General features: G+C 70.8%; 25 protein-coding genes, 1 tRNA gene and 1 pseudogene. 17 read left to right on the top strand and 10 right to left on the bottom strand.

The window, feature by feature from the left end; all coding sequences use genetic code 11:
* Positions 1-197: 197 nt before the first annotated feature.
* Positions 198-1,001, top strand: a complete 804-nt coding sequence (locus CP978_RS33180; protein ID WP_107070488.1) for a maleylpyruvate isomerase family mycothiol-dependent enzyme — start codon at positions 198-200, stop codon at positions 999-1,001.
* A 72-nt stretch (positions 1,002-1,073) separates the two neighbouring features.
* On the opposite strand, the gene CP978_RS33175 is transcribed toward CP978_RS33180, so the two are convergent.
* Entirely contained in the window at positions 1,074-1,514 is a 441-nt protein-coding gene (locus CP978_RS33175) for a RidA family protein (protein WP_227745579.1), read from the bottom strand.
* Here CP978_RS33175 and CP978_RS36500 point away from each other — a divergent pair.
* Positions 1,513-1,854 (top strand): annotated as a pseudogene (locus CP978_RS36500) (LysR substrate-binding domain-containing protein); the annotation flags it as partial. The gene CP978_RS33175 and the pseudogene CP978_RS36500 sit on opposite strands and share 2 nt — an antisense overlap.
* 132 nt (positions 1,855-1,986) lie before the next feature.
* On the opposite strand, the gene CP978_RS33165 reads toward CP978_RS36500, so the two are convergent.
* Positions 1,987-2,367 carry an antibiotic biosynthesis monooxygenase family protein gene (locus tag CP978_RS33165; RefSeq protein WP_043447203.1) on the bottom strand — a complete coding sequence of 127 codons (381 nt, stop codon included), beginning with the start codon at positions 2,365-2,367 and terminating at the stop codon, positions 1,987-1,989.
* Positions 2,368-2,475: 108 nt separating this feature from the next.
* Here CP978_RS33165 and CP978_RS33160 point away from each other — a divergent pair, with 108 nt between their 5' ends.
* Together CP978_RS33160 and CP978_RS33155 are read left to right on the top strand one after the other, a co-directional pair.
* Positions 2,476-3,162: an alpha/beta fold hydrolase gene (locus tag CP978_RS33160; RefSeq protein ID WP_043447201.1), complete on the top strand. Its 687-nt coding sequence runs from the start codon at positions 2,476-2,478 to the stop codon at positions 3,160-3,162.
* A 306-nt stretch (positions 3,163-3,468) separates the two neighbouring features.
* Positions 3,469-4,662 carry a macrolide family glycosyltransferase gene (locus CP978_RS33155; protein WP_376697985.1) on the top strand — a complete coding sequence of 398 codons (1,194 nt, stop codon included), beginning with the start codon at positions 3,469-3,471 and terminating at the stop codon, positions 4,660-4,662.
* Positions 4,663-4,779: 117 nt separating this feature from the next.
* Here CP978_RS33155 and CP978_RS33150 read toward each other — a convergent pair whose 3' ends face one another.
* Entirely contained in the window at positions 4,780-5,298 is a 519-nt protein-coding gene (locus tag CP978_RS33150) for a DUF1203 domain-containing protein (RefSeq protein ID WP_043447197.1), read from the bottom strand.
* Between the two features lie 42 nt (positions 5,299-5,340).
* Positions 5,341-5,727, bottom strand: coding sequence for a hypothetical protein (locus CP978_RS33145; RefSeq protein ID WP_043447194.1), 387 nt, complete (start codon positions 5,725-5,727; stop codon positions 5,341-5,343).
* 248 nt (positions 5,728-5,975) lie between these two features.
* Here CP978_RS33145 and CP978_RS33140 point away from each other — a divergent pair, with 248 nt between their 5' ends.
* The 3 genes from CP978_RS33140 (at position 5,976) to CP978_RS33130 (ending at position 9,581) form a co-directional block, all read left to right on the top strand.
* A complete protein-coding gene (locus CP978_RS33140) occupies positions 5,976-7,160 on the top strand; it encodes an FUSC family protein (RefSeq protein ID WP_158508377.1) in 1,185 nt (394 codons plus the stop codon).
* Between the two features lie 304 nt (positions 7,161-7,464).
* Positions 7,465-7,881, top strand: a complete 417-nt coding sequence (locus tag CP978_RS33135; protein WP_052454443.1) for an SsgA family sporulation/cell division regulator — start codon at positions 7,465-7,467, stop codon at positions 7,879-7,881.
* A 242-nt stretch (positions 7,882-8,123) separates the two neighbouring features.
* Complete coding sequence (locus CP978_RS33130) at positions 8,124-9,581, top strand: MFS transporter (protein WP_079162440.1); 1,458 nt, start codon at positions 8,124-8,126, stop codon at positions 9,579-9,581.
* Between the two features lie 109 nt (positions 9,582-9,690).
* On the opposite strand, the gene CP978_RS33125 is transcribed toward CP978_RS33130, so the two are convergent.
* From CP978_RS33125 to paaI, 6 genes are all read right to left on the bottom strand, one after another.
* A tRNA-Arg gene (locus CP978_RS33125) sits at positions 9,691-9,763 on the bottom strand.
* Positions 9,764-9,892: 129 nt separating this feature from the next.
* Positions 9,893-10,867 carry a quinone oxidoreductase family protein gene (locus tag CP978_RS33120; protein ID WP_043447188.1) on the bottom strand — a complete coding sequence of 325 codons (975 nt, stop codon included), beginning with the start codon at positions 10,865-10,867 and terminating at the stop codon, positions 9,893-9,895.
* A gap of 172 nt (positions 10,868-11,039) precedes the next feature.
* Positions 11,040-11,552 carry a DinB family protein gene (locus CP978_RS33115; protein WP_063839148.1) on the bottom strand — a complete coding sequence of 171 codons (513 nt, stop codon included), beginning with the start codon at positions 11,550-11,552 and terminating at the stop codon, positions 11,040-11,042.
* A 229-nt stretch (positions 11,553-11,781) separates the two neighbouring features.
* On the bottom strand, positions 11,782-12,156 hold the full coding sequence (locus tag CP978_RS33110; RefSeq protein WP_043447186.1) for a hypothetical protein: 375 nt from the start codon (positions 12,154-12,156) through the stop codon (positions 11,782-11,784).
* A 372-nt stretch (positions 12,157-12,528) separates the two neighbouring features.
* Entirely contained in the window at positions 12,529-13,875 is a 1,347-nt protein-coding gene (gene paaK, locus CP978_RS33105) for a phenylacetate--CoA ligase PaaK (protein ID WP_043447181.1), read from the bottom strand.
* On the bottom strand, positions 13,872-14,366 hold the full coding sequence (paaI, locus tag CP978_RS33100) for a hydroxyphenylacetyl-CoA thioesterase PaaI (RefSeq protein WP_043447178.1): 495 nt from the start codon (positions 14,364-14,366) through the stop codon (positions 13,872-13,874). The genes paaK and paaI overlap by 4 nt, the downstream gene beginning before the upstream one ends.
* Before the next feature lie 89 nt (positions 14,367-14,455).
* Between paaI and paaN the strand changes: the two genes are divergently transcribed.
* The 10 genes from paaN to paaE all read left to right on the top strand — a co-directional run bounded on the left by paaN (position 14,456) and on the right by paaE (position 23,802).
* Positions 14,456-16,168, top strand: coding sequence for a phenylacetic acid degradation protein PaaN (paaN, locus tag CP978_RS33095; RefSeq protein ID WP_043447176.1), 1,713 nt, complete (start codon positions 14,456-14,458; stop codon positions 16,166-16,168).
* Positions 16,161-17,414, top strand: coding sequence for a thiolase family protein (locus CP978_RS33090; protein ID WP_043447174.1), 1,254 nt, complete (start codon positions 16,161-16,163; stop codon positions 17,412-17,414). Before paaN ends, CP978_RS33090 begins: the two co-directional genes overlap by 8 nt.
* Complete coding sequence (locus CP978_RS33085; protein WP_043447172.1) at positions 17,411-18,172, top strand: enoyl-CoA hydratase/isomerase family protein; 762 nt, start codon at positions 17,411-17,413, stop codon at positions 18,170-18,172. Before CP978_RS33090 ends, CP978_RS33085 begins: the two co-directional genes overlap by 4 nt.
* Positions 18,169-19,029, top strand: coding sequence for a 3-hydroxyacyl-CoA dehydrogenase family protein (locus CP978_RS33080; protein WP_043447170.1), 861 nt, complete (start codon positions 18,169-18,171; stop codon positions 19,027-19,029). The genes CP978_RS33085 and CP978_RS33080 overlap by 4 nt, the downstream gene beginning before the upstream one ends.
* Positions 19,020-19,853 carry an enoyl-CoA hydratase/isomerase family protein gene (locus tag CP978_RS33075; RefSeq protein ID WP_043447168.1) on the top strand — a complete coding sequence of 278 codons (834 nt, stop codon included), beginning with the start codon at positions 19,020-19,022 and terminating at the stop codon, positions 19,851-19,853. The genes CP978_RS33080 and CP978_RS33075 overlap by 10 nt, the downstream gene beginning before the upstream one ends.
* A 130-nt stretch (positions 19,854-19,983) precedes the next feature.
* Entirely contained in the window at positions 19,984-20,997 is a 1,014-nt protein-coding gene (gene paaA, locus CP978_RS33070; RefSeq protein WP_043447166.1) for a 1,2-phenylacetyl-CoA epoxidase subunit PaaA, read from the top strand.
* Entirely contained in the window at positions 20,994-21,296 is a 303-nt protein-coding gene (gene paaB / locus CP978_RS33065; RefSeq protein ID WP_043447164.1) for a 1,2-phenylacetyl-CoA epoxidase subunit PaaB, read from the top strand. Before paaA ends, paaB begins: the two co-directional genes overlap by 4 nt.
* 12 nt (positions 21,297-21,308) lie before the next feature.
* Complete coding sequence (paaC, locus tag CP978_RS33060; RefSeq protein WP_043447163.1) at positions 21,309-22,175, top strand: 1,2-phenylacetyl-CoA epoxidase subunit PaaC; 867 nt, start codon at positions 21,309-21,311, stop codon at positions 22,173-22,175.
* The gene (gene paaD, locus CP978_RS33055) at positions 22,169-22,681 is read left to right on the top strand and encodes a 1,2-phenylacetyl-CoA epoxidase subunit PaaD (protein WP_043447160.1); all 513 of its coding nucleotides are present in this window, start codon (positions 22,169-22,171) and stop codon (positions 22,679-22,681) included. Before paaC ends, paaD begins: the two co-directional genes overlap by 7 nt.
* A complete protein-coding gene (gene paaE, locus CP978_RS33050) occupies positions 22,681-23,802 on the top strand; it encodes a 1,2-phenylacetyl-CoA epoxidase subunit PaaE (RefSeq protein WP_043447159.1) in 1,122 nt (373 codons plus the stop codon). The genes paaD and paaE overlap by 1 nt, the downstream gene beginning before the upstream one ends.
* Positions 23,803-23,858 lie beyond the last annotated feature (56 nt).

The following is a 23,858-nucleotide window of genomic DNA, read 5'->3' as shown; positions in this document are numbered from 1 at the left end:
GTCCGGGCGACCTGCGCCATCAGAGCCTCGACGCCGGGCTGCACGGCTGCGGGCACACGGGAATCGGCGACGCCTGCGACGGCGCTCGTCAGGCCCGAGCCCGGCCTTGGGGACCCGCGGTACAGCGGGGACGGGGACGCCATGGCGGCTGCGAAAATCGCTGTCCGATTGTAGGAACGCAGTGATAGAGCTTCAGGGTGACAATGACACTCGAGTTCCCCGTTCTGCTGCGGCTGATCGACGAACGGTCGACTGCCTTCCGCGCTGCGGTCGCCTCCGCGCCCAGCCTCGACGTACAGGTGCCGACCTGCCCCGAGTGGACGCTGTTCGATCTGGCGCAGCACATCGGCGAGGGGCGCCGCGCCTGGGCCGCCACCGTCGCCGCAGGGCCTGCTCCGGCCAAGTCCGCAGCGGAGGGCGCCCCGGCTGCGCCTCGGGAACGCGAGGCCCTGCTGGCCTGGTTGGCGGAGTCCACGGAGCAACTGCTGGACGCATTGCGGAAGGCCGGCCCGGATCGCGGTTGCTGGACGTGGTGGGAGACGTCGCAGTCGCCGCAGACCTCCGGTGCCGTAGCTCGGCACCAGCTCCAGCAGATGGCGGTGCACACGTACGACGCCCAGATCACCGTAGGTGCCCCGCAGCCGCTGCCGGACGAGGTGGCGCTCGACGGTGTCGACGAGTTCCTGTCCACCTGCGTCGCAACGACAAGTGCCTGGCCGCACAAGCCCGCTACCGTCGACTTCCACGCCTCCGAGGGCCGCTCCTGGCGCCTCTCGCTCTCGGCCGACGGCGCACGGACCGCCCGCCTCCCGGGGCCCGGCACCACGCCGGCCACCGCTGCCGGCCAGGACCCGGACGCGGCCGCCGCTTCTGCCTCCGCTCGGGGCACGGCCAGCGAGCTGGTCCTCATCCTGCACGACCGTATCCCGATCAACTCCCTGAAGCTCGACGGCGACCGACGTCTCTTCGAGCAGCTCAGCGCCTGGGACCCGGATGAGTAGGACGTGACGACGCGCCACCTCGTACGCCCTGGGCCATGCCTCCCGCCTGGGCACGGGCGATGGTGTGGGCTGTCACACGGCAGTCGGCCGGCGGGCGTACGCCTCGATCTCGATCTTCATACGGGGGTCGGAGAGGCCGCAGACCAGCATGGTCGCGGCCGGTCGGATCCCACCGAAGGCGCGGCGCAGGGCCGGCCAGCACGGCTCGAAATCCTCGCGGTCGGGGAACATGTACCGCACCCTCACCACATCGGCGAGAGTGCAGCCCGCCTCGGTCAGCGCCACCTCGATGTTACGCAGACACTGCTCGGCCTGTTCCACCACGTCGTCGGAGATCGTCATGGCGGCGTAGTCGAAACCCGTCGTCCCGGCGACATGCACCCAGTCGCCGTCCACCACGGCCCGGGCGTAGCCGATCTGCTCCTCGAACGTCGAGCCGCTGAGGATCGCGCGCCGTTCCCCCGGCCGCTGCCCCATCCGGTCCGCCGGGTTCTGCGTCAGTCGCTCTGTCATGCGCCGAACGCTAGGTGACCTGCATCGATACGTCCATTACCCGCCCAGGACCGGTCAGATATGCATCGGCGTACGGAACACGTCCCGAACTCCCCCTCCAGCAACTGCACGCCTTCGTCGTCCTCGTCGAGGCCGGCCGCCCGACGAGCCCGGGTTGACCTTCGGGACCGTCCTGACCGAGCCCTTCGTAGCCGTGCTGCCGTCCGGGCACCCGTTCGCGGCACAACGGGTGGTCCGCGTCGGACAGTTGGCGGACTCACCGTTCGTCCTCCTGCCCCGCGAGGCCGGACCGGGGCTGTACGACCGGATCACCGGCCTGTGCGCCGAGGCGAGCTTCACACCCCGGATCGCCGCTGGTCGCCCGCCTCCGGGCTGCCGTCCGTCTGCCTGGAGGCGCCGACGGCCGTTCCCAGGGCCACCCCACCCGTCCGGCTCCGCCCGTGACCCCCGGCGGCCCTGCGCGGGCGCGCGGTCAGTCTGCCGTCGAGCTCTGCGGGACCTCCGCTCGCGTGAACCCGTGACTCCGCTCCACCTTCGCCACATGCAGCGTGTAGCTCTGGTACCACTGCACTCGCCCGCGCTGTTGCGCCGCGCGGTGCTCGACATTGCTCCGCCACTCCGTGAGGGCATCGGCGTCACGGAAGTACCCGACAGTGATGCCCAGACCCCCAGGAGTCTGCGCATGGTCCATCCCCAAGAACCCAGGGATCTCCTTCACCAGGTCTTCCATGCGCGCGTTGGTCTCGCCGAAGCCGCTCTGGTCCTGGGTGCGCACCGCAGTGAAGACAGCCACATAGTAAGGGGGTTCATACGCCTCGACGGGCATGACAGGTGCTTCGGAGTGATCGCTCATGGCGCCACCGTAAGGCAAGATGAGCCCAACGATCGAGCGTCCTGCCTAACGGGATACCTACGGGATCAGGCTCGTCTCCGGCAGGGCACGCTCACCTATCCTCCGGGCATGGTTACTCAACATTCGCTCGCTGTCGGCGGGATTCGGCTGGCCTATCGGCTCTGGGGTCCGCCGGATGCTCCACCGCTCGTCCTGTTGCACGCGCTGGGCGAGAGTGCCACCGACTGGGAGGTGGTGGTGCCCGCCCTCGCCCGGAGTCGACGAGTGTACGCCCTCGACCTCCGCGGTCACGGCCGAAGCGACTGGCCCGGGGAGTATTCGCTCGAACTCATGCAGACCGATGTGCTCCGGTTCCTGAACGCGCTGGGCCTTGGCCCGGTGGATCTGATCGGACACTCCATGGGCGGGATCGTGGCCTATCTGCTCGCGGAGAACTGTCCGCAGCGGGTGAGCCGGCTCGTCCTGGAGGATGTGTCGACTCCCCGTCCCCGGGAGAGGACCACCCCGACCCGGCCGGACGGCACCCTGACCTTCGACTGGGAGATGGTGCTGGCCGTCAGACGGCAGATCGATGTGCCTGACCCCGGCTGGCTGGAGCGGCTCGGCCGGATCACCGCCAAGACCCTGGTGCTCGCCGGCGGCCCCCGGAGCCATGTTCCGCAGGACGGCGTGGCCGAACTCGCCCGCCGTATCCCCGGCGGGCGGCTGGTCACCGTCCCGGTCGGGCACCTGATCCACCAGGCGGCGCCGGAGGCGTTCACCGAGGCGGTTTCGGCCTTCCTGGAGGAGCAGTAGGGCAGGTTTCACAGGTCCTGCCTGTCCTGGGCGCGGTCTTGAGCCGTGACATCTCGACAGATCCCTCCCGTCAACCGTCAACAATCAGGAGGCCGCGCCGGTTATTGCGGTGCGCGGAAATCGGAGGGCGGTTAGAGTCGCGGGCATGCACCTCTATCAGATCTACGGCTGACACGGTCGGGGCAGCGCCCCGGCTCCGCTCCCGCATGTCCATGTGTGCCCCCTACGACCACGTCGTTCTCGGGGAGGCCGATGCATGGGCCTGCCGTGTCCTTTTCGCCGTAGACCTGAATCGAGTGAGCTTCCATGCCTTCCATGCCTTCCGTGTCCCGTCGCCGTGCCCATGTCGCGATGGTCGGCATCCCCGCCGTCAGCCATGTCCTGCCGAGCCTTGAGATCATCCGTGAGCTGGTGGCCCGTGGCCACCGGGTGACCTACGCCAACGACCCGGCGGTCGCCGAACTGATCGAGGCCACCGGCGCCGAACTCGTCCCCTGCACCTCCGTACTGCCGGTCGGCGACAACAACTGGCCCGACGACCCCATCGCAGCGATGGATCTCTTCCTCGACGACGCCGTCCAGGCGCTCCCCCAACTGCACGCCGCCTACGACCACGACCCGGCGGACCTGTATCTGTACGACATCGGCGCCTATGCCGCGCGCGCCCTCGCCGAAGCCCAGGGCAGGCCCGTCCTGCAACTGTCGCCGACCTTCGTGGCCTGGGAGGGCTACGACCAGGACATCGCGCCGCAGCTGTGGCAACTGCCGGGCGCCGACGCCCACCGGGCGAAGTTCGCGCGGTGGCTCGCCGACTGCGGGGCGTCCACCACCGATGTGGACACCTTCTCCGGCCGTCCCGCGCGGGCCCTGGCGCTGATCACCCGGGCGATGCAGCCGCACGCCGACCATGTCGACACCGACACGGTGACCTTCGTCGGACCCTGCTTCGACACAACGGCGGGCGCGGACGGCTGGACCCGCCCGGCAGGCGCCGAGAACGTGCTGCTGATCTCCCTGGGTTCGGCGTTCACCCGTCAGCCGGAGTTCTACCGCCGGTGTCTGGCGGCCTACGGCGACCTGCCCGGCTGGCACGTCGTCCTGCAGATCGGCAAGTACACCGACCCGCGGGAACTCGGCGACATCCCGCCCCATGTCGAGGTGCACTCCTGGGTCGCGCAGCGGGCGGTCCTGGCGCAGGCGGACGCCTTCGTCACCCACGCCGGAATGGGCGGCTGCGGCGAAGGGCTGCTGTCGGGCGTCCCGATGATCGCGGTGCCGCAGGCCGCCGAACAGTTCATCAACGCCGACCGGCTGGTGGAACTGGGCGTGGCCCGCCGTATCGACACCCCGGACGCCACCGCCGAGGCCCTGCGGGCGGCCCTGCTCGACCTGGTCACCGACCCGGAGGTCGCCCGTCGCTCGGCACGGCTGCGCGCCGAGGCGCAGGCCGAGGGCGGCACCGCGCGCGCCGCCGACCTCGTCGAGAGCATGCTGCCCTGACCGAGGAGGCGACCGGTCCGCCGAGGGCTCTCGGCGGACCGGCGGGGTCCCCGAGCACGGTGGACGACGGTGCCGTCCTGTGCCGGTCCGGCGGATCGAGCAGCGCGGTGACCCGGTCTACGGGCGCCGTACCTCGAAGTGGAAGCAGCCGTACTCCACGGCCCGCACATGCACCAGCGCCACCTCCGGTTCGCTGAACGCTTCCATGAAGGCCCGGTCGAAACCGGTGCCGGCGTCCTCGGGGATCTCGAGGAGTCCGCCCCCGACGATGTGTCCCTCGGCGTCATAGCGGCGGACGGTGCGCAGCGCCCCGGGCCTCGCGAAGGGGTAGCCCCCGGTGTCCCGCGGCCCCTCGCATTCCCCGGCATGGATGAACACCGGCCCCGCCTCGTCGTACGCCCCGGGGTCCGCGCCGGTCGCCGCCGCCCACCGCCGCAGGGGCGCGTACGAGACGAGGGCGACCCGCTCACCGGGTTCGACGGCCCGCAGACAGCACCGCAGCGGACTGCCCACGCAGTCGAGGGGGATGCCGTCCTCGCAGGCGACATACGGCCGCAGAGGCCGGCCGGCGTCATCGGCGCGGCGTAGTTCCTCGAGGGCTGCGGGAGGGATGGGCAGGGGTGTGTATACGGTCATGGGCCCAGCGTCGTCGGCCCGCCCCCGTCGTGCTGGCAGGAATCAGACACCAAGCCCGGCGCCCGCCCCGAACAGCACCAGCTGGTCCCTGATCCAGGGGTCGGCCAGGACCAACTGGTCGGCGATCCAAGGGTCGATACGGGCGCTGACCGAGTGCTCGCCGGTGTGGAGGCGGACGTGGACGACGATTCCCTCTCCGCCATGGTCCCGGCTGTCGGAACGGTGGGCGGAACGGACACCGCTCCCGCCGAGGGACTCGTCATGGGCGGTGGGGGCCTGCGCGTCCTGGACCACGACGGTCCGGGAGGGAACGTGCTCATGCACCTGCCCGGTGGCCGCGGACGCGGTGCCGCCGGCCACGAAGAAAACACTTCCGGCGAGTGCGGTGGAAACGCCCGCGGCCGCCATGTGACGCATGAACTTCTTCATGATCTTTCCTCCTTGCACCGTCCATCGGTCTCGGCCGTGAACGATGTAATCCACTGGTCTTCATCGCCGTTCAAGCTACGCACCACCGACCTAGTTGAACAATAAACTACCACCGTGAAACACATCACTCGGGCATATCGGAATAGATGAACACGTCAGCGACTCGCGAGCAAAAGGAGCAGGCGGGGCGCGGCACCGTGGCGGACCTCACTCGACCAAGCCGGACAAAAGGTGCCATCATCCAACTCGTGCAAGTTTCAACTACACCGTCGGGGCTCTTCCGGACGGTCACCCGAAGAACCGCCCGGCGGCCGACGGCCCGGCTCCGCGCCGAGTGGGCCGCACACCTGGCGCATGGCGCCAAGACCGTGGCCGCGGCCCTGCTGGCCTGGGGCGTCGCGGCCCCCTGGTCTCCCGCGGGCCACCCCTATCTGGCGGTCGCCACCGCTTTCCTGATGGTCAACGCCTCCACGGTCTACCGCTCCGTCACACAAGCGGCACGCAATGTCAGCGCCAAGGTGGCCGGTCTTGTCCTCGCCCTGTTGACCGTCCGGCTGCTGGGCGCCACGGCGGGCGCGGTCGCCGTCATCGCGCTCGTGGCCGTCCTGGCGGGCCCCCGCCGCGGTACCGACGACCGGCTCCAGATCGCGTCCACCGCGGTCGTCGCACTGGCCGCCACCGCGGCCGACCCCATGAACGGCCTGGTGTCCCCGGTACTGCAGACGCTGGTCGGCGCCGTGGTGGGCATCCTCGTCAACGCCCTCGTCCTGCCGCCCCTCTACCTCGACGCATCGGATTCCGCGGTGCACGAGGTCGCGCACGCCATGGCGCACCTGCTGGACGACATGGGCACCGGCCTCGGCCGGCACCGGCTCGCTTCCGGAGCGCACGCCTGGCTGCACCGGGCACGCAGACTGGAACAGCGCCTGACCCGTGCCGAGGAACAGCTGAGGAACGCCGACGAAAGCCTGCGCTGGAACACGCGGTGCCTCATCCACGGCCGGCGCAAGGAGACGGCCCACAGTGAGACTTTCAACGCCTTGCGGGGAGTCTCGCTCCAGGTCCGCGGAATCGCCCGGACCCTGGCCGACAACGCCCGCGACCAGCACGCCGGACACCGTCTGGGGCAGGAATTCCTCGCCCGCTACGCCGAAACCCTGCACCTGGCCGGGGAAGCGGTCCGGGAGTTCACCGTGCTGCCCACCGGGCCGGGTCCCTCCGGCACCGCGACGCCCGAGCAACTGCGTGAGGCGATCGACCGGGCGCTGGCCTGGCACACGACCATGACCGGCCTGATCGGCGAGGGCAGCCTCACCAAGCCGGGCGCATGGCACCTCTATGGATCGCTCATGACCGACATGGAACGGCTGCTGGCCGACCTCGACCATGAACACGCCCGCCGGGCAATGCGATTGGCGTTCACCCCCGGATGAGCGTGGGCGTAGGGCCGTTAGGGAAGGCCGCCGCAGAGGACCGCTACAGCCGGGCTCCGCGCCCGGGCTCCCCGTACCGGCCCGCACATCGACGGCGGCGCAACCCAGCGGACCGTTCACTCCTCAGGGCTCCCCCGGCCCCGGCACTCCCAGCCACGGATGCCAAGTCCCGTGCAGATCAAGGAGAAAGACAGACCATGAAGCACGTCTTCGGCCATCGCACCTTCACCGCGGCTCCGGCCGCCGTTCCCCCGCAGCGGGTCGCGTCGCCTGAGGGCGTCGCCGACCCCGTGCACACCCGGCCATGAAAAGCTGCGTGGACCACATGCTCGACATGGAGCTCGTGTCCCCCCTCGGCGTAAGGGTCGTGGTACCGACCCAACTGCTCTACAGAACACAGGATCCGCTCGCCGTGGAACTCCTCTTCCACAACAGCGTCCACGGTCTGACCCCATGGATCTTCGCCCGAGACCTGCTCACCGAGGGAACACGAACACCCAGCGGGAGCGGCGATGTACGGATCTGGCCGACCGGATCCAGGCCGACCTCGCTGCTGCATCTGCTGCTGTCCTCACCGCACGGCTCCGCCCATCTCACCGCCCCGCTCCCCGCGGTCGAGCGCTGGCTGTGCCGCACCTATCGGCTGGTGCCTCCCGGCAGCGAGTCCGACGCGCTGGACCTGGACACCGACCTCGGTCGATTCCTGGACGGCGGACGCTGACGCCTGGGCGGACGGCGCACACCGTCCCAGGTGTCATCGGGCGGCCCGCACGCGACATCCCGTCACCGACGGGGAGGGCGGTGGCCCCGAACCCGGGCACCACCGGAAAATCGTTGGCCCGTCCGCACGGCGCCGGATAGCTTGTGCGCCCATGATCATTGGCGTTCTTCAGGCGCTCGTCCAGTGGCTCCTCCGCGACAGCCCCGGCACCGCGGGTGCCGGCGCGCGGCGGGCGAGCCACCATGGCTGAACACCCCCCGGCACGGTCCGAGGCACCCTACGGAGCGGCCGAGGAGCGGTTGTTCTCCCGGACCCATCGGGCCGCCACCGCCAGTTTCTCCGCGGTCATGTTCCTCACCGGGTTCGCCGCGCTCGCCGTGGTGCCCACCCTGCCGACCGCGGCCCGGGACCTGGACGGGGTGTCCCTGTTCCCGTTGGTCGCGGGCTGTTTTGTGGCGGCGAGCCTGCTGGGCGGGGTCGTGGGCGGTCACTGGGCGGACCGTTCCGGGGCACGCAGGCCACTGGCGGCGGGCATGACGCTGACCGTGGTCACCCTGGTCGTCTCCGCCGCCAGCACCTCCATCTGGCAGTTGGCGGCCGGGCGCTTCCTGGACGGGCTGGCCGCCGGCATGGTCGCGGTGTCCGTCAACACCGCCATCGGTCAGGCGTATCCCGAACGTCTGCGGCCCCGTGCACTGGCCCTGATGAGCGCCTGCTGGGTCGTTCCGTCACTGACCGGCCCCCCGTTGGCCGGGCTGGTGTCCGAGTGGTGGTCGTGGCGGGTGGTGTTCTACGGTCTGGCCGCCCTGACCCTGCTGCCTGCGCTGGCCCTGGTGGTGGTACTGCGCGGCCCGTCCTGGAAGGGAGTCCCCGAGGTACCGGACGGCCCTCCGTCTCGCCCGCCGTTGCTGCTCGCCACGGCGGTGAGCCTGGGCGCATCGCTCGGTCAGTACGGTGTGTCGGGCTGGGACGGCCGACGTCTGCTGTTCGCGGCCGGAGGGCTGCTGCTTCTCGTCCTCTGTGCGCCACGGCTTCTTCCGCCGGGTACCTGGAGGGCGTTTCCCGGGCTGCCGGCCACCGTGCTGCTGCGCGGCCTCTCCTCCGGCGTCTATTTCACCATCGAGGCGTTCGTGCCCTTGATGCTGATCGCCGAACGGGGTGTGGCGGCGACGGTGACGGGCCTTGCGTTCACCGGTGCCGCCGTGCTGTGGGCAGCCGCCTCCTGGGTGCAGGGGCGCCTGGAACACCGGCCCCGGCACCAGTTGGTCGCCGTGGGATCGCTGATCATGACGACGGCCGTCGCGCTCGCCGTGGCCGGGACCCTGCCCGGTGTGCCGGCGCTCACCGCCGCGGCGGCCATGCTCGTCGCGGCCGTGGGGATGGGGCTGTTGAACCCGTCCCTGACCGTGCTGTCGCTCTCGCACAGTCCCCTCGGGCGGCAGGGTTATGCGAGCAGTGCGATGCAGACCAATCAGAACATCGGTCAGATCATGGTGATGGCGCTGTCCTCCGCCGCGCTCAACGCCTGCCTGGGGGCCGGGACATCCGCGCCGGCCGGCTACGGTGCCGCCTTCGGACTGCTGCTCGTTCCCAGTCTTCTGATCGCTCTGCTCGCCGGGCGCACCCGCACCACCGGAACGGGACCACGAACCTCCGACCGGCCACACGCAGCGATCCCGGTCGGCGGCGAAGCGGGGTGAGGGAGGGAGTCATGGCACCAGCCGGACGAGCGGCGGTCGCACCCTCGGATGTCCGATGCGCCGATGTGAAAAACCCCGCCCCCTGGTGTGTCAGGGGGCGGGGTCGTCATGGAGCGCCGGGCAGGCCTTGCACCTGCATCTCCCCGCAGGAAGCGGGACGTCTTTCCTTGGACCACCAACGCCTGGCAGAGCAACCGGAGTTCGGCTGGCCCGCTCAAGATCGAGCATAGCCCATCCGGCGGCGTCCGACGAACGGCGTCCCGTGGTACCCGATCCCGTACGCCGGACCGTGGCGCTCTCGCGTCAGCAGGTCAGGGGCCGATCACCACGCGTCCCCGTGCCCGGTTCGCCACCGCCAGATAGGCGTCCTTACCGCTGTCCAGGCCATGGCGCTGGGCGACGGCCGGGGGCCGGAACTGACCCGACTCGAAGTACGGCGCCAACCGGCCGAGGCGGGCGTCGCTCTGGACGACGTCCAGCCGGCGGCTGTCGCACCCCAGGATGCGGGTCTCGTTGTGGTAGAGGTCGAGGAGGTCGATCTCCACGGTGCGGGTGCCCACGGCGCTGATCACCACAAGGCGTCCGCGGTGCGCGAGTGAGGCGAGGGCGGTGGGGGTGGTCACTCCGCCCACCGTGTCGAACACCACGTCCGCGCCCTTGCCTCTGGTCAGTTCCCTGACCTGCTCCCCGATGCCCCGAGGATCGCCGCCGAGTTCGACGAAGCCGTCGATGACCGATGCGGCGGGCGTCCCGTCGGCCGGCTGCGCCCGGTCCAGTCCGATCACCCGGGCTCCCAGGCCATGGGCGGTCTGAGCCACCGCGCCGCCCACACCGCCGGACACACCGACCACCGCCAGGGTCTCCCCCGGGGCCAGCTGCGCCGTTTCGACCGTGCCGAGCCATGCGGTGACGAAGTTGACCCCGGAGACCGCGGCCTCCTCGAAGCTCAGCCGTTCGGGCTTGCGCACCAGTGCGGCCACGGGAAGCGAGAGCAGTTCGGCATGGGAACCGTCGCGGGTGAATCCGATGTCGCCTCCGGTTCCCCACACTTCGGCACCGATCCAGTCACCGGGACCGTCGATCACGACACCGGAGAAGTCTCGGCCGGGGACCCGCGGAAGCACGGTTCCCTCCATCTGCCCGGCCACGTTCTTCAGATCGGAGGGATTGACGGAGGCGGCCTTGACGGCGATGACGGCCTCGCCCTCCCGGGCCGAGGGGTCCGGGAGTTCGGCGAGTGACAGAACGTGAGGGTCGCCGAAATGGTCAAAACGCAGAGCGCGCATGACGGAGCCGGCCTTTCTTCAGCACTCGCGGAGGACGGGCATCGAGTTCGGTCGATGCGATGGCGAGGTTCCGAAAGCCAACGTAGTACCCCATGTCCTGATGGGGCGTCATTTTTAAGAGGGTGTGCCGCGCCCTGGAACAGCCGATGGAATCCCTCGGCCCGACGGCCCGCTACTCGCCCGTCGTGCCGTCGACGGCTTCGCGGAGAAGGTCCGCGTGACCCACATGGCGGGCGTACTCCTCGATCACGTGCTCGAGGACGAACCGCACATCGGTGTCGCCGAACGCCCGGTTCGGCACGATGCGCGCGAGGTCCTCCGTGACCTTCGTGAACAGCTGCCGAGATTCCTCACAGGCCTTCAGATAGTCGTCGTAGACCTCACTGGCCGGTGTGGGATCGGACTCGTCGAACCATTCCTCGTCGTCGGCGGTGACATAGGTCCGGTAAGGGTGGAAATTCGCGGTCGTGGCCGCCAGCGTCCGCTGGAACCAGGCACGCTCGACCACCTGAAGGTGACGCATCAGGCCGAGCAGGGTCAACGCCGATGAGCCCAGGGGCCGTTGCCTCAGTTGCGCTTCCGAGAGGCCTTCGCACTTCCATAGAAAGGTGGCCCGGTGATAGTCGAGGTTCGAGGCGATCACCTCCAGCCATGTTCCCGACAGCCTGCGCTCGGGGCGCACCACTTTCTCGACCACACTCTCGGTCACGCCGGAATTCTCCTCGTTCGCCGTCGTCGCGCTCTTCCCGGATTCCCGGACTCCCGGGAACTCACCGTCGACAAAGGGAACGTACCCGTAAGAGCCCGCGGTGACAACGCGTTACTTTCGTCGTCACCGGTTGCCCCCGGCCCTGTTCGTGGCCGCAGCGGGCGGATGCGCCGCCGCGGTGTGCGGCGGCGCATCTCACCTGGGATCAGCGGAAGACGCCGTAGTCGAAGCCGCGCGGGCCTTCGATCACCTTGATCCAGACGCCATGGGTCTGGCGGTAGAAGTGGTGGCCGTCGTAGCGGTAGTGATGGCCGTGGTCATAGCTGGACCAGATGATGCCGGTGCGGTACCACGTGCGGTGGCCGTCCCAGCGGTGGTTGCTGTCCCACCGGTGTGCGTCGCGTCCGCCGCGGTGGTCGCCCGGCTTGGAGTGACCGTTGGAGTGGGAGACGCTCACCGCTCGCTCGGCTGCGGGGTTCGGCGCCGCCGAGGCTGCTCCGGCCACGCTCAGCAGCGCGCCGCCGGCGACTGCCGTGGTGGCGACCGCGATGGCGATCCGCCGTCCGAGGATGCGCTTCATGATGGTTTCCTCCTTGATCTTCCTGGGATCCGCTGGGATGAGGGGTCCCGGGTTGTGCCCGGGTTGACCGGGCATGCCCGACATTACACAGCAGTTGGTTTAAGTTTGAACTTCTCATGCGTGAGTTATTTCACCCGGGCGAATGAGGCAAAAGGAGGAATAGACCCCCGGCGGGTGGCCGCCCGGCGCTGCTTCGCGCCGGGACATGACTGTGCCGTCGGGGCCGTGGTCATGAAAGACCGCGGCCCCGACGGCACACAGGTGACGACCGTGGCCCCGACGGGGAGCCACGGTCGTGTCCGGGGCGGCCCCAACCATGGGGAAGCCGTACCGGCGCCTTGCTCAACATGCCCTTGCGTCAAGGGCTTCGGGTCATCCCCGGCGCAGATCCCTGATGCGGCGGATCTTGCCCACCGAGCGTTCCAGGCTCTCCGGCTCCACCACGCACACCTCGACGCTGACGCCCACTCCGTCCTTCACGCCCTTGGCGATGGTCCTGGCGGCCGCCTCCCGCTGCTGCTGACCGGTGCCGGGGCGGGCCTCGACATGGACCGTCATGTGATCCATACGGCCGCGCACCGTCAGCTGGATCTGGAAGTGCGGGGCGACCTCCGGCACCCGCAGCACGATCTCCTCGATCTGGCTCGGGAAGATGTTGACACCCCGCAGGATGATCATGTCGTCGCTGCGGCCGGTGATCTTCTCTATACGGCGGAAGGCGGGCCGTGCGGTGCCGGGCAGCAGGCGGGTGAGGTCCCGCGTGCGGTAACGGATGATCGGGAGGGCTTCCTTGGTCAGCGAGGTGAAGACCAGCTCTCCGCTGTCGCCCTCGGGCAGAAGCTCGGCCGTGAGCGGGTCGACGACCTCGGGGTAGAAGTGGTCCTCCCAGACATGCAGCCCGTCCTTGGTCTCCACGCACTCCTGCGCCACACCGGGGCCCATGACCTCGGACAGGCCATAGATGTCGACGGCGTGGATGTCCATGCGCTCCTCGATCTCGCGGCGCATCGCCTCCGTCCAGGGCTCGGCGCCGAAGATGCCCACCTTCAGGGAGCCGGCCCGCGGGTCCACCCCCTGGCGCTCGAACTCGTCGAGCAGGGTCAGCATGTAGGAGGGCGTGACCATGATGATCTCGGGCTCGAAGTCCTGGATGATCTGCACCTGACGTGCCGTCATGCCGCCCGAGGCGGGGATCACCGTGCATCCGGCCCGTTCGGCGCCGTAGTGCGCGCCGAGGCCGCCGGTGAACAGGCCGTAGCCGTAGGAGATATGGACCTTGTGGCCCGGCCGGCCGCCCGCCGCGCGAATGGAGCGGGCTATGACGTCGGCCCACATGGACAGGTCGTTGTCGGTGTAGCCGACCACGGTGGGGCGGCCGGTGGTGCCGCTGGAGGCATGGATGCGCCGGACCTCGGACATCGGGACGGCGAACATGCCGAAGGGGTAGGTGTCGCGCAGATCGGCCTTGGTGGTGAAGGGGAACCGGGCCAGATCCTCGAGGGAGCGGCAGTCGCCGGGCGTCACTCCGGCCTCGTCGAACTTCCTGCGGTACAGCTCGACGTTGTCGTAGGCGTGTCGCAGCGTCGCCTGGAGGCGGCCGAGCTGCAGCTCCCGGAGCTGCTCGCGCGTCAGGCGCTCGCCGTCGTCCAGCAGCTCGTCCGGGAGCGGCTGTCCCAGCCGGGGTCCCCGGCCCGCGGGGACCGTCAGTGCGCTGCTCATTGCGACTCCTTGTTCTTCTCGCTTCGTATGCTGCGGCTGCGTCCGCGGAACTCCGCGATCACCTCTCCCGCCTGTCCCCCGCCCTCGCCACCGTCGCCCTCGACGGCCCGCGCTTCACCTGGATCGCCCGTGATCCTCCGGACGGTGACGTCGTAGATCCCGCTGCGGCCGTACCGGGTGCGCTCGCAGGCCGTCGCCACCAGGACGTCGCCCTCGCGGGCCGGGGCGACGAAGACGATGTCGGCGGCGGCCGCGACGGTCACCGGACCGTGGCTGTTGCAGGCGCAGGCGAACGCGGTGTCGGCGAGCAGGAAGAGAAAGCCACCGTGGGCGATCCGATGCCCGTTGACCATGTCCGGCGTCACGGTCATCCGGAGCACGGCGGTCCCCTCACCATGATGCACCAGTTCGATGCCGAGACTCCGGGAAGCCCGGTCCGCGGCGAACATCGTTTCGACCGGACCGGCATCCACGTCAGTGGCCTGCGTCACGTTTTCCACCACCTTGTGTACCGACCGAACATTCGGTTAGCGTGGCTAAGAAATCAAGCATCACCACTGCCTGTCAAGAGGTGGACCGCATGCCACACCCCACTCCCGAGCCCCCCGACTTCTTCGCTCGCCACCGTGCACTGCTGGACAAGGCGGTCGCCGCCACCGTGAGCCGGGACCACTGGACCCCGTATCCCGAGTCGCCCAGCAAGTCGGTGTACGGCGAGGAGGCCCCGGGGCTCGGCGAGGCCGCCTTCCGGGATCAGCTGGGAAAGCCGTTCGTCCTGCCCGGGCACCCCTCCGACGGGACGGTGCGGGCCACCGAGACCTCCCCCTACGGCTTCCCGCTCGGGATCAGCTACCCCCGGGTGACGCCCGAGCACGCCGTGGCGGCGGCCGGAGCGGCCACGGGTCCCTGGCGCGAGGCGGGCCCCGATGTGCGCGCCGGAGTCGCCGTCGAGATCCTGTCCCGGCTGAACGCGGCCAGCTTCGAGAACGCCCACGCCGTGCAGCACACCACCGGCCAGGCCTTCGTCATGGCCTTCCAGGCCGGCGGCCCGCATGCGCAGGACCGCGGTCTGGAAGCCGTCGCGTACGCCTGGGCCGAACAGAAGCGGCACCCCGCGTCGGCCCGCTGGACCAAGCCGCAGCGCAAGGGCGACGCACTGGCGATGGACAAGAAGTTCACCCCGGTCGGACGCGGTGTCTCGCTGCTGATCGCCTGCAACACCTTCCCGACGTGGAACAGCTATCCGGGCCTGTTCGCCAGCCTGGTCACCGGAAATCCCGTGGTGGTCAAGCCGCACCCGGGCGCCGTGCTGCCGCTGGCGCTCACCGTGCGGACCGCCCGAGAGGTCCTCGCCGAAGCGGGCTTCGCCCCCGATCTCGTCCTGCTCGCCGCGGAGGAACCGGGCGAGCGGACCGCGAGCCTCCTCGCGCTCCACCCCGAGGTCCGCATCATCGACTTCACCGGCTCCACGGAGTTCGGCGACTGGCTGGAGACCAACGCCCGCCAGGCCGCCGTCTACACCGAGAAGGCGGGCCTCAACACGGTCGTCCTGGACTCCACCGCCGACTACCGCGGGCTGCTGGGCAACCTCGCGTTCTCGCTGTCCCTGTACAGCGGGCAGATGTGCACCACCCCGCAGAACCTGCTGATCCCCCGGGAGGGCATCGCCACCGACCAGGGGGTCAGGACCGCCGAGGAGTTCGCCGCGGATCTGGGCGCCGCGCTGGACAAGCTGCTCGGTGACCCGGCCCGGGCGGCCGGCACGCTGGGCGCCCTCGTCAACGACGGGGTGCGCGACCGCCTGGAGAAGGCGGCCGCACTGGGCGACACGGTCCGTCCCTCGCAGCCGGTCGAGCATCCCGAACACCCGGCGGCCACCGTCCGCACCCCCCTGGTCGTGCGGCTGGACGCGGGCACGGACGAAGAGACGTACACCCGCGAGTGGTTCGGACCCGTCTCCTTCGTCATCGCCACCGACTCCACCGAGCACAGCCTGCGGATCTTCCGCGAGACGGTGCGCGCCCACGGCGCACTGACCGCCGCCGTGCACTCCACCAGCGAGGACGTGCTGGCGGCGGCCGAGTCGGCGGCCCTGGACGCGGGGGTGCATCTGTCGGAGAACCTCACGGGCGGGGTCTTCGTCAACCAGTCCGCCGCCTTCAGCGACTTCCACGGCAGCGCCGCCAACCCCGCGGCCAGCGCCACCCTGTCCGATCCCGCGTTCGTCACGGGCCGCTTCGCGACGCTGCAGTCGCGCCGCCCCGTCGTCATGCCGGAGGCCACCCATGCCTGACGAGGTCTATCTGATCGACGGGGCCCGTACCCCGCAGGGCCGCTACGGCGGCGCCCTGGCGTCCGTACGCCCCGACGATCTGGCGGCACTGGTGGTCGCCGAGGCCGTCCGCCGCTCCGCGATCCCGGCCGAGGCCGTGGACGAGGTCGTCCTGGGCGCGGCCAACCAGGCGGGCGAGGACAACCGCGACGTCGCGCGTATGGCCGTCCTCCTGGCCGGACTTCCGCACACCGTGCCCGGTTACACGGTCAACCGGCTGTGCGCCTCGGGCCTGACCGCGGTCGCCTCCGCGGCCCAGGCGATCCGGTCCGGCGAGGCCGATCTGGTCGTCGCGGGCGGCGTGGAGTCGATGACCCGCGCCCCCTGGGTCATGGCGAAGCCGGGCACCCCCTGGTCCAAGCCGGGCGAGGTGCACGACACCTCGCTGGGCTGGCGCTTCACCAACCCCCGCTTCACCGCCGCCGATCGCGCGGTGCCCGCCGGGGCGGGCCCGGAGGCCGTGCGGACGACCCTGTCGATGGGTGAGACGGCCGAGGAGGTCGCCGCCCTCGACGGCATCACCCGCGCCGACTCCGACGCCTTCGCACTGCGCAGCCACCGCCGTGCCGTCGCCGCCCAGGAGGCCGGTCACTTCGACCGTGAGATCGTCCCGGTCCCCGTGAAGGACGGTGCGGTGGAGCGCGACGAGGGGCCGCGCCCGTCCACGACGCCGGAGAAGCTGGGCTCCCTGCGTACCATCTTCCGCAAGGACGGCATCGTCACCGCGGGCTCCTCCTCTCCGCTGTCCGACGGGGCCGCGGCCCTGGTGGTGGCGAGCGCGGCGGCCGTGGAGCGGTACGGGCTCGTACCGCGGGCCCGCATCGTGACCTCCGCCTCGGCCGGGGTGCAGCCCCATCTCATGGGTCTCGGCCCGGTTCCCGCCACCGAGAAGGCGCTGGCCCGGGCCGGCTGGGAGGTCGCCGATCTGGACGCCGTCGAGCTCAACGAGGCCTTCGCCGCACAGGCGCTGGCCGTGATCCGTCGGCTCAAGCTCGACGAGGACAAGGTCAACGCCGACGGTGGCGCCATCGCGCTCGGCCATCCGCTGGGCTGCTCCGGTGCCCGCATCCTCCTCACCCTGCTCGGCCGTCTGGAGCGCGAGGACGCCCGCCGGGGCCTGGCGACGCTGTGTGTGGGCGTGGGCCAGGGCGTGGCGATGCTGGTGGAGCGGGTGGAGCCCGCCGGCGGGCGGGGAGCAGGCGCATGAGCGGACCTGCGTACGAGACGCTGCTGGTCGAGGAGCGGGACGACCGGGTCGTGGTGACCCTGCACCGCCCCGAGGCACGCAATGCGATCAGCGGGCTCATGATCCGTGAGCTGCATGCGGTCTGCGATCTGCTGGAGCGCGATCCGAAGCTGCTGCTGCTCACCGGCCATGGCGCGGTCTTCGCGGGCGGTGCCGACATCGGGGAGCTGCTGCGGCGTGGCCGGGACGAGGCGCTGCGGGGGATCAACAGCCGTCTGTTCGAGCGGGTGCGCAGACTTCCCCTGCCGACCGTGGCCGCCGTCGACGGCTGGGCCCTGGGCGGCGGTGCCGAGCTGTCCTACGCCTGTGACATCCGTATCGCCGGTCCCGACGCGGTCTTCGGCAACCCGGAGCCGGGGCTGGGCATCCTGGCGGGGGCCGGCGCCTGCTGGCGGCTTCCGGAGCTGGTGGGCGAGTCGGTCGCCAAGCAGGTGCTGCTCGCCGGGCGGAATCTGGACGCTCGGGCGGCCCTGGCCGCGGGGCTCGTCATCGATGTGGTGCCCGCGGAGAAGCTGCTCGAGGAGGCGCATGCGCTGCTGGACCGCATGGCGCGTTCCTCGGCCCCGGCGCTGCGCCTGACGAAGCTGGTCGTCGACGCGCCGGGTGTGCACCCCCTGGCCGACGATCTGGCGCAGGCCGTGCTCTTCGAGGGCCAGGACAAGAAGGACCGTATGACGCGCTTCCTGGAGAAGAAGGAGAAGGGGAGGAGCCGGATATGAGTACTCCGACCGCGCCCGCGCTCGTCGGTGTGATCGGCGGCGGCCGGATGGGGGCCGGTATCGCGCAGTCGTTCGCGACGGCCGGCTCCTCCGTGACCGTCGTGGAGAGCGGCCGGGAGGCCTCGGCCGCCGCGCTGGGCCGGATCGCCACCGGTCTGGAGCGGGCCGCCGAACGCGGAAAGCTCGGCGAGCCCCCCGAGCGGGTGCTGGCCCGGGTCTCGACCGTGGAGTCCGTGGACGGTCTGCGGCCGGGCACCGATCTGGTCGTCGAGGCGGTTCCCGAGGACGCGGCTCTCAAGGCCGGGGTGCTCGCCGCGGCCGAGCAGGCGGTGGACGGGACGACCGTGCTGGCCACCAACACCAGTTCGCTCTCGGTCGCCGAACTGGCCTCGGCGCTGAAGGTGCCGTCGCGTTTCCTGGGCATGCACTTCTTCAACCCGGTGCCCGCCTCGGAGCTGGTCGAGATCGTGGTCGCGCCGGACACCTCGCCGCAGGCCGTGGAGTCCGCCCTGGCCTGGACCCGGGTGCTCGGCAAGAAGGACGTCGTCGTCAGGGACTCCCCGGGGTTCGCCAGCAGCCGGCTCGGGCTGGCGCTCGGTCTGGAGGCGATCCGCATGGTCGAGGACGGGGTCGCGGAGCCGGAGGCGATCGACGACGCGATGCGCCTCGGGTACAAGCACCCGATGGGCCCGTTGCGCCTCACCGACCTGGTCGGGCTGGATGTGCGGCTGGCCATCGCCGAGTATCTGCACGCGACGCTCGGGGAGCGCTTCGCCCCGCCGCAGCTGCTGCGGGACAAGGTCGCCCGGGGCGAGCTGGGCCGCAAGTCGGGGCAGGGGTTCTATACATGGCAGTGATCCCGCCGGGAACGGCCGCGTCCGACGAGGCGGGGCGCTCGGTCGGCTACACCGTCGACAGCGGTGTGGCGGTCCTCGAACTGCGCAGGCCCGCCGCGGGCAACGCGCTCGACGCGTCCCTGCGGTCCGGGCTGCTGGCCGCCGTGCGCCGGGTGGCCGGCGACGGGGATCCCGTCCGCTCGGTGCTGCTGACCGCTCAGGGCCGGAACTTCTGTGTCGGACAGGACCTCAAGGAACACGCCGAGGCCCTGGAGCTCGGTCCTGAGCAGGCGTTCGCAGTGGTGCGCGACGAGTACAACCCGCTGGTCGAGGCGCTCCACGCGCTGCGCCTTCCGGTGGTCGTGGCGATCGAGGGCGCGTGCGTGGGGGCGGGGCTGGGGCTGGCGCTCTGCGCCGACCTGCGGATCGCGTCGGCCGGTGCGCGTTTCTCGACCGCGTTCACCGGGATCGGGCTGGCCGCGGACAGCGGTCTCAGTCTGTCGCTGTCGCAGGCGGTCGGCCCGTCCCGGGCCGCCGCCCTGCTGCTGCTCGGCGACCGCTTCGACGCCGGGAGCGCCGAGCGGTGGGGGCTGGTGCACCGGGTCGTGCCGGACGGGCAGGCGAAGGACGAGGGGCTGGCGCTGGCCCGTCGGCTGGCGACCGGACCCACCAGCGCGTACGGCGAGGTCAAGGCGTTGCTGCGGGACGCGGCCGCCGGGGCGGGGCTGAGCGCGGTACTGGAGCGGGAGGCGGCGGCGCAGGAACGTCTCGGTGCCGGCCGGGATCACCGTGCCGCGGTGCGTTCCTTCCTCGCCAAGGAGAAGCCCTCCTTCGAGGGTCACTGAACGCAGGGGCGGCCGTCGGCACCGGCGGCCGCCGGCCGGCTCACCGGCCCCCGGGGCAGGGGGTTGCCGGAGCCGGGAAAATCCGGGAGACTAGGTACCGAACGAACGGTCGGTTGGGAAGCTGGTATCGATGACCACGTCACACGGCGCAGCGTCGGACGACGACAGCGCGGAGCCGCGGCTCCAGGAGCAGTTCGACGCGACGATCGCGAGGGACCAGCGGATCGAGCCCCGGGACTGGATGCCCGAGGGCTACCGCAGGACGCTGATCCGGCAGATCGCGCAGCACGCCCACTCGGAGATCATCGGCATGCAGCCCGAGGGCGAATGGATCACCAGGGCCCCGTCGCTGCGCCGCAAGGCCATCCTCTTCGCCAAGGTGCAGGACGAGGCCGGACACGGCCTGTATCTGTACTCGGCGGCCGAGACCCTGGGTGCCGACCGCGCGGATCTCACCGAGCGCCTCATCGAGGGCCGGCAGAAGTACTCCTCGATCTTCAATTACCCGACGCCGACGTTCGCCGACGTCGGGGTGATCGGCTGGTTCGTCGACGGCGCTGCCATCTGCAACCAAGTGCCGTTGTGCCGCAGTTCGTACGGGCCCTACGCCCGCTCGATGGTGCGGATCTGCAAGGAGGAGTCGTTCCACCAGCGGCAGGGCTATGAGCTGCTGCTGACGATGATGCGCGGCACCGACGCCCAGCGGGAGATGGTGCAGGACGCGGTGAACCGCTGGTGGTGGCCGTCCCTGATGATGTTCGGCCCGCCCGACAAGGACTCCCCCAACTCCGCGACCTCGATGGCCTGGAAGATCAAGCGGCACAGCAACGACGAGCTGCGCCAGCGCTTCGTCGACATGACCGTCCCGCAGGCCGCCAAGCTCGGGGTGACCCTGCCCGACCCGGAGCTGCGCTGGAACGAGGAGCGCGGCCGCCATGACTTCGGCACCCCCGACTGGTCCGAGCTCAAGCGCGTGATCAGCGGCGAGGGCCCTTGCAACGAGGAGCGCGTCGCACGGCGGCGGGCCGCCCATGAGGACGGCGCCTGGGTGCGCGAGGCGGCCACAGCCCACGCGGCCAAGCAGGCCGCCCGGTCCGGGCACACCCGGGTGAGCCAGAAGCTTCAGGAAGGAACGGCGGCATGAGCAACACCGAGGGCAGGAAGAACGGCTGGCCGCTGTACGAGGTGTTCATCCGCGGCAAGCGCGGTCTGAACCACGTCCATGTCGGCTCGCTGCACGCCCCCGACGACGCCCTGGCGCTGAGCCATGCCCGGGATCTGTACACCCGGCGCAACGAAGGCGTGAGCATCTGGGTGGTGCGCTCGGAGCACATAGCCGCCTCCACACGTGACGAGAAGGACCCCTTCTTCGCGCCCAGCGCCGACAAGGTCTACCGCCACCCCACCTTCTACGACATCCCCGACGATGTCCCCCACATCTAGGAGCAGGACGACATGAGCGACGTCACCGACGACCACCTCAACCTGTCCCTGGCCCTGGAGCACGGGGACTCGGACGCCCGCTGGGCCTTCGGAACCGGTTTCGAGGATCCGCTGCACGGTGTCGACACCGCCGTGCCGGACACGGTCGACCCCGCCGAGCTGGCGGCCCACTGCCTCGCTCTCGGTGACGACGCCCTGGTCGAGGCCCAGCGTCTGGCCCAGTGGTGCACCCTCGCCCCCGAGCTGGAGGAGGAGGTGGCCCTGGCCAACATCGGCCTCGATCTGCTGGGCCAGGCGCGGATGCTGTACGCGCGCGCCGGGCAGGTGGACGGCACGGGCCGGAGCGAGGACCGGTACGCCTACTTCCGTGACGCGGCGGACTTCCGCAATGTCCGGCTCGCCGAACTGCCCAACGGGGACTTCGCGTTCTCCATCACCCGGCTGCTGGTCCTGTCCTGCTGGCGCCTGGCCGTCTTCCAGCGGCTCGCCGCCGCCGCGCAGGACCCGGTACTGAAGGCCATCGCGGGCAAGGGCGTCAATGAGCTGGCCTACCACCGCCAGTTCGCGGCGGACTGGACGGTGCGCCTGGGCGACGGCACGGAGGAGTCCCACCGGCGGATGCGGGCGGCTCTGACGGCCGTCGCCCCGTACCTGGCCGAACTCTTCGAGTCCCGGCCGGGCTTCGGCGTCGATCCGGCGGACGTCCGGGAGGAGACCCTCGCGGTGCTGCGGCAGGTCCTGGACGCCGCGGGACTGGAGCCGCCGGAGGCCGAGACGCTGCCCGGAGGGGGCAGGACCGGCGACCACACCGAGCATCTGGCCCCGCTGCTGGCCGAGTTGCAGAGCGTGGCCCGCGCCCACCCGGAGGCGACATGGTGACCACCCTGGACGAGCGGCGCGCCCGGCACGCGGCCGAGCAGGTGCCGGACCCGGAGCTGCCGATGCTCACCCTGGCCGATCTCGGTGTCCTGCGCGGCATCGACATGACGCCGGACGGCACGGTCGTCGCGCGTCTCACCCCCACCTACTCCGGCTGTCCCGCGATGGCCGAGATGCGCGCCGATGTGTCCGCGCGGCTGCGTGCGGCCGGCTTCCCCCGGGTGGAGATCCGCACCGTCCTCGACCCGCCGTGGACGACGGACTGGATCACCGCCGAGGGCCGCCGCAAGCTGACCGAGGCCGGCATCGCACCCCCCGGCAGCGCGCCCCGGCGCACCGGCGGACCCGTGCCGCTGGAGCTGTCCGCCACGCGGCGCACGGTGGCGTGCCCCCGCTGCGGGTCGTCGGACACCGAGGAGACCTCCCGCTTCGCCGCCACCTCCTGCAAGGCACTGTGGCGCTGCCGCAGCTGTCTTGAGCCGTTCGAGTACGTCAAGGAGATCTGATGGCCCCGACCACCCCGTCGGCGGACACCCCCGGGTCCGCCGCCCCCGCACGCACGCGACGCCGCCCGGTCTTCCACCCGCTGAGGGTCGCCGCCGTGCAGCCGCTGTGCGAGGACGCGGCCGCCGTCAGCTTCGAGATACCCGAGGAGCTGGCGGAGGAGTTCGCCTACCGGCCCGGTCAGTCCCTCACCCTGCGCCGCCGGGTCGAGGGGCGCGACGAGCGCCGCTCGTACTCCATCTGCTCCCCCGTCGGCGCCCGGCCGCGCATAGGGGTGCGGATCGTGCCCGGCGGTCTCTTCTCCTCCTGGCTGGTCGAGGACGTACGCCCCGGGGACACGGTCGAGGTGATGGCCCCCACCGGCGCCTTCACCCCCGACCTCGGTGAACCGGGCCACCATGTGCTGATCGCCGCCGGCTCCGGCATCACCCCGATGATGTCCATAGCCGAATCCGTGCTGGCCGCGGACATCCGCTCCCAGGTCACTCTCTTCTACGGCAACCGCCGCACCGACACGGTGATGTTCGCCGACGAGCTCGCGGATCTGAAGGACCTCTACCGCACGCGTTTCCAGCTGGGGCACATCCTGTCCCGCGAACCGCGTGAGGCCGAACTCCTGTCGGGGCGCCTGGACACCGAGCGTCTCACCGCACTCGTCGACGGGCTGGTCGATGTGCGGGGCGCGGACCACTGGTGGCTGTGCGGTCCGCACGGGATGGTCCGCGACGCGCAGAAACTCCTCGCCGAGCTGGGCGTCCCGGCGGAACGCGTCCATCAGGAACTGTTCTTCGCCGACGACGAGACGATCCGCACGGTGCGCCACGAGGACGCCACCGCCGACGGCCCGGTCAGTCAGGTCACCATCACCCTCGACGGCCGCTCCACCACCTCCCCGCTCTCCCGCGAGACGACGATCCTGGACGGGGCGACACGGGTGCGCCCGGACATGCCCTTCGCCTGCAAGGGCGGGGTGTGCGGCACCTGCCGTGCCCTGGTCACCGACGGCAAGGCCGATATGCGCCGCAACTACGCGCTGGAACCCTCCGAGGTCGACGCCGGCTATGTGCTCACCTGCCAGTCGTTCGCCGTGTCCGACGCCCTGACGGTCGACTTCGACAGCTGAGCCGGGCGCCGCCCGTACGGCCCCACCTGGAGCGGGGCCGTGGGCACCTGCACCGC

Source organism: Streptomyces nodosus (genome assembly GCF_008704995.1).
GTDB classification, from domain to species: Bacteria; Actinomycetota; Actinomycetes; order Streptomycetales; family Streptomycetaceae; genus Streptomyces; species Streptomyces nodosus.
This window is presented reverse-complemented; position numbering and strand designations above follow the sequence as displayed.

Bases quoted from the DNA above. Each gene is read 5' to 3' on its own strand.
- CP978_RS33175 (WP_227745579.1), bottom strand. From the start codon at position 1,514: ATGACAGAGCGACTGACGCAGAACCCGGCGGACCGGATGGGGCAGCGG.
- CP978_RS33165 (WP_043447203.1), bottom strand. From the start codon at position 2,367: ATGAGCGATCACTCCGAAGCACCTGTCATGCCCGTCGAGGCGTATGAA.
- CP978_RS33160 (WP_043447201.1), top strand. From the start codon at position 2,476: ATGGTTACTCAACATTCGCTCGCTGTCGGCGGGATTCGGCTGGCCTAT.
- CP978_RS33155 (WP_376697985.1), top strand. From the start codon at position 3,469: ATGCCTTCCATGCCTTCCGTGTCCCGTCGCCGTGCCCATGTCGCGATG.
- CP978_RS33150 (WP_043447197.1), bottom strand. From the start codon at position 5,298: ATGACCGTATACACACCCCTGCCCATCCCTCCCGCAGCCCTCGAGGAA.
- CP978_RS33145 (WP_043447194.1), bottom strand. From the start codon at position 5,727: ATGAAGAAGTTCATGCGTCACATGGCGGCCGCGGGCGTTTCCACCGCA.
- CP978_RS33135 (WP_052454443.1), top strand. From the start codon at position 7,465: ATGAAAAGCTGCGTGGACCACATGCTCGACATGGAGCTCGTGTCCCCC.
- CP978_RS33130 (WP_079162440.1), top strand. From the start codon at position 8,124: ATGGCTGAACACCCCCCGGCACGGTCCGAGGCACCCTACGGAGCGGCC.
- CP978_RS33120 (WP_043447188.1), bottom strand. From the start codon at position 10,867: ATGCGCGCTCTGCGTTTTGACCATTTCGGCGACCCTCACGTTCTGTCA.
- CP978_RS33110 (WP_043447186.1), bottom strand. From the start codon at position 12,156: ATGAAGCGCATCCTCGGACGGCGGATCGCCATCGCGGTCGCCACCACG.
- paaK (WP_043447181.1), bottom strand. From the start codon at position 13,875: ATGAGCAGCGCACTGACGGTCCCCGCGGGCCGGGGACCCCGGCTGGGA.
- paaN (WP_043447176.1), top strand. From the start codon at position 14,456: ATGCCACACCCCACTCCCGAGCCCCCCGACTTCTTCGCTCGCCACCGT.
- CP978_RS33090 (WP_043447174.1), top strand. From the start codon at position 16,161: ATGCCTGACGAGGTCTATCTGATCGACGGGGCCCGTACCCCGCAGGGC.
- CP978_RS33085 (WP_043447172.1), top strand. From the start codon at position 17,411: ATGAGCGGACCTGCGTACGAGACGCTGCTGGTCGAGGAGCGGGACGAC.
- CP978_RS33080 (WP_043447170.1), top strand. From the start codon at position 18,169: ATGAGTACTCCGACCGCGCCCGCGCTCGTCGGTGTGATCGGCGGCGGC.
- CP978_RS33075 (WP_043447168.1), top strand. From the start codon at position 19,020: ATGGCAGTGATCCCGCCGGGAACGGCCGCGTCCGACGAGGCGGGGCGC.
- paaA (WP_043447166.1), top strand. From the start codon at position 19,984: ATGACCACGTCACACGGCGCAGCGTCGGACGACGACAGCGCGGAGCCG.
- paaB (WP_043447164.1), top strand. From the start codon at position 20,994: ATGAGCAACACCGAGGGCAGGAAGAACGGCTGGCCGCTGTACGAGGTG.
- paaC (WP_043447163.1), top strand. From the start codon at position 21,309: ATGAGCGACGTCACCGACGACCACCTCAACCTGTCCCTGGCCCTGGAG.
- paaD (WP_043447160.1), top strand. From the start codon at position 22,169: ATGGTGACCACCCTGGACGAGCGGCGCGCCCGGCACGCGGCCGAGCAG.
- paaE (WP_043447159.1), top strand. From the start codon at position 22,681: ATGGCCCCGACCACCCCGTCGGCGGACACCCCCGGGTCCGCCGCCCCC.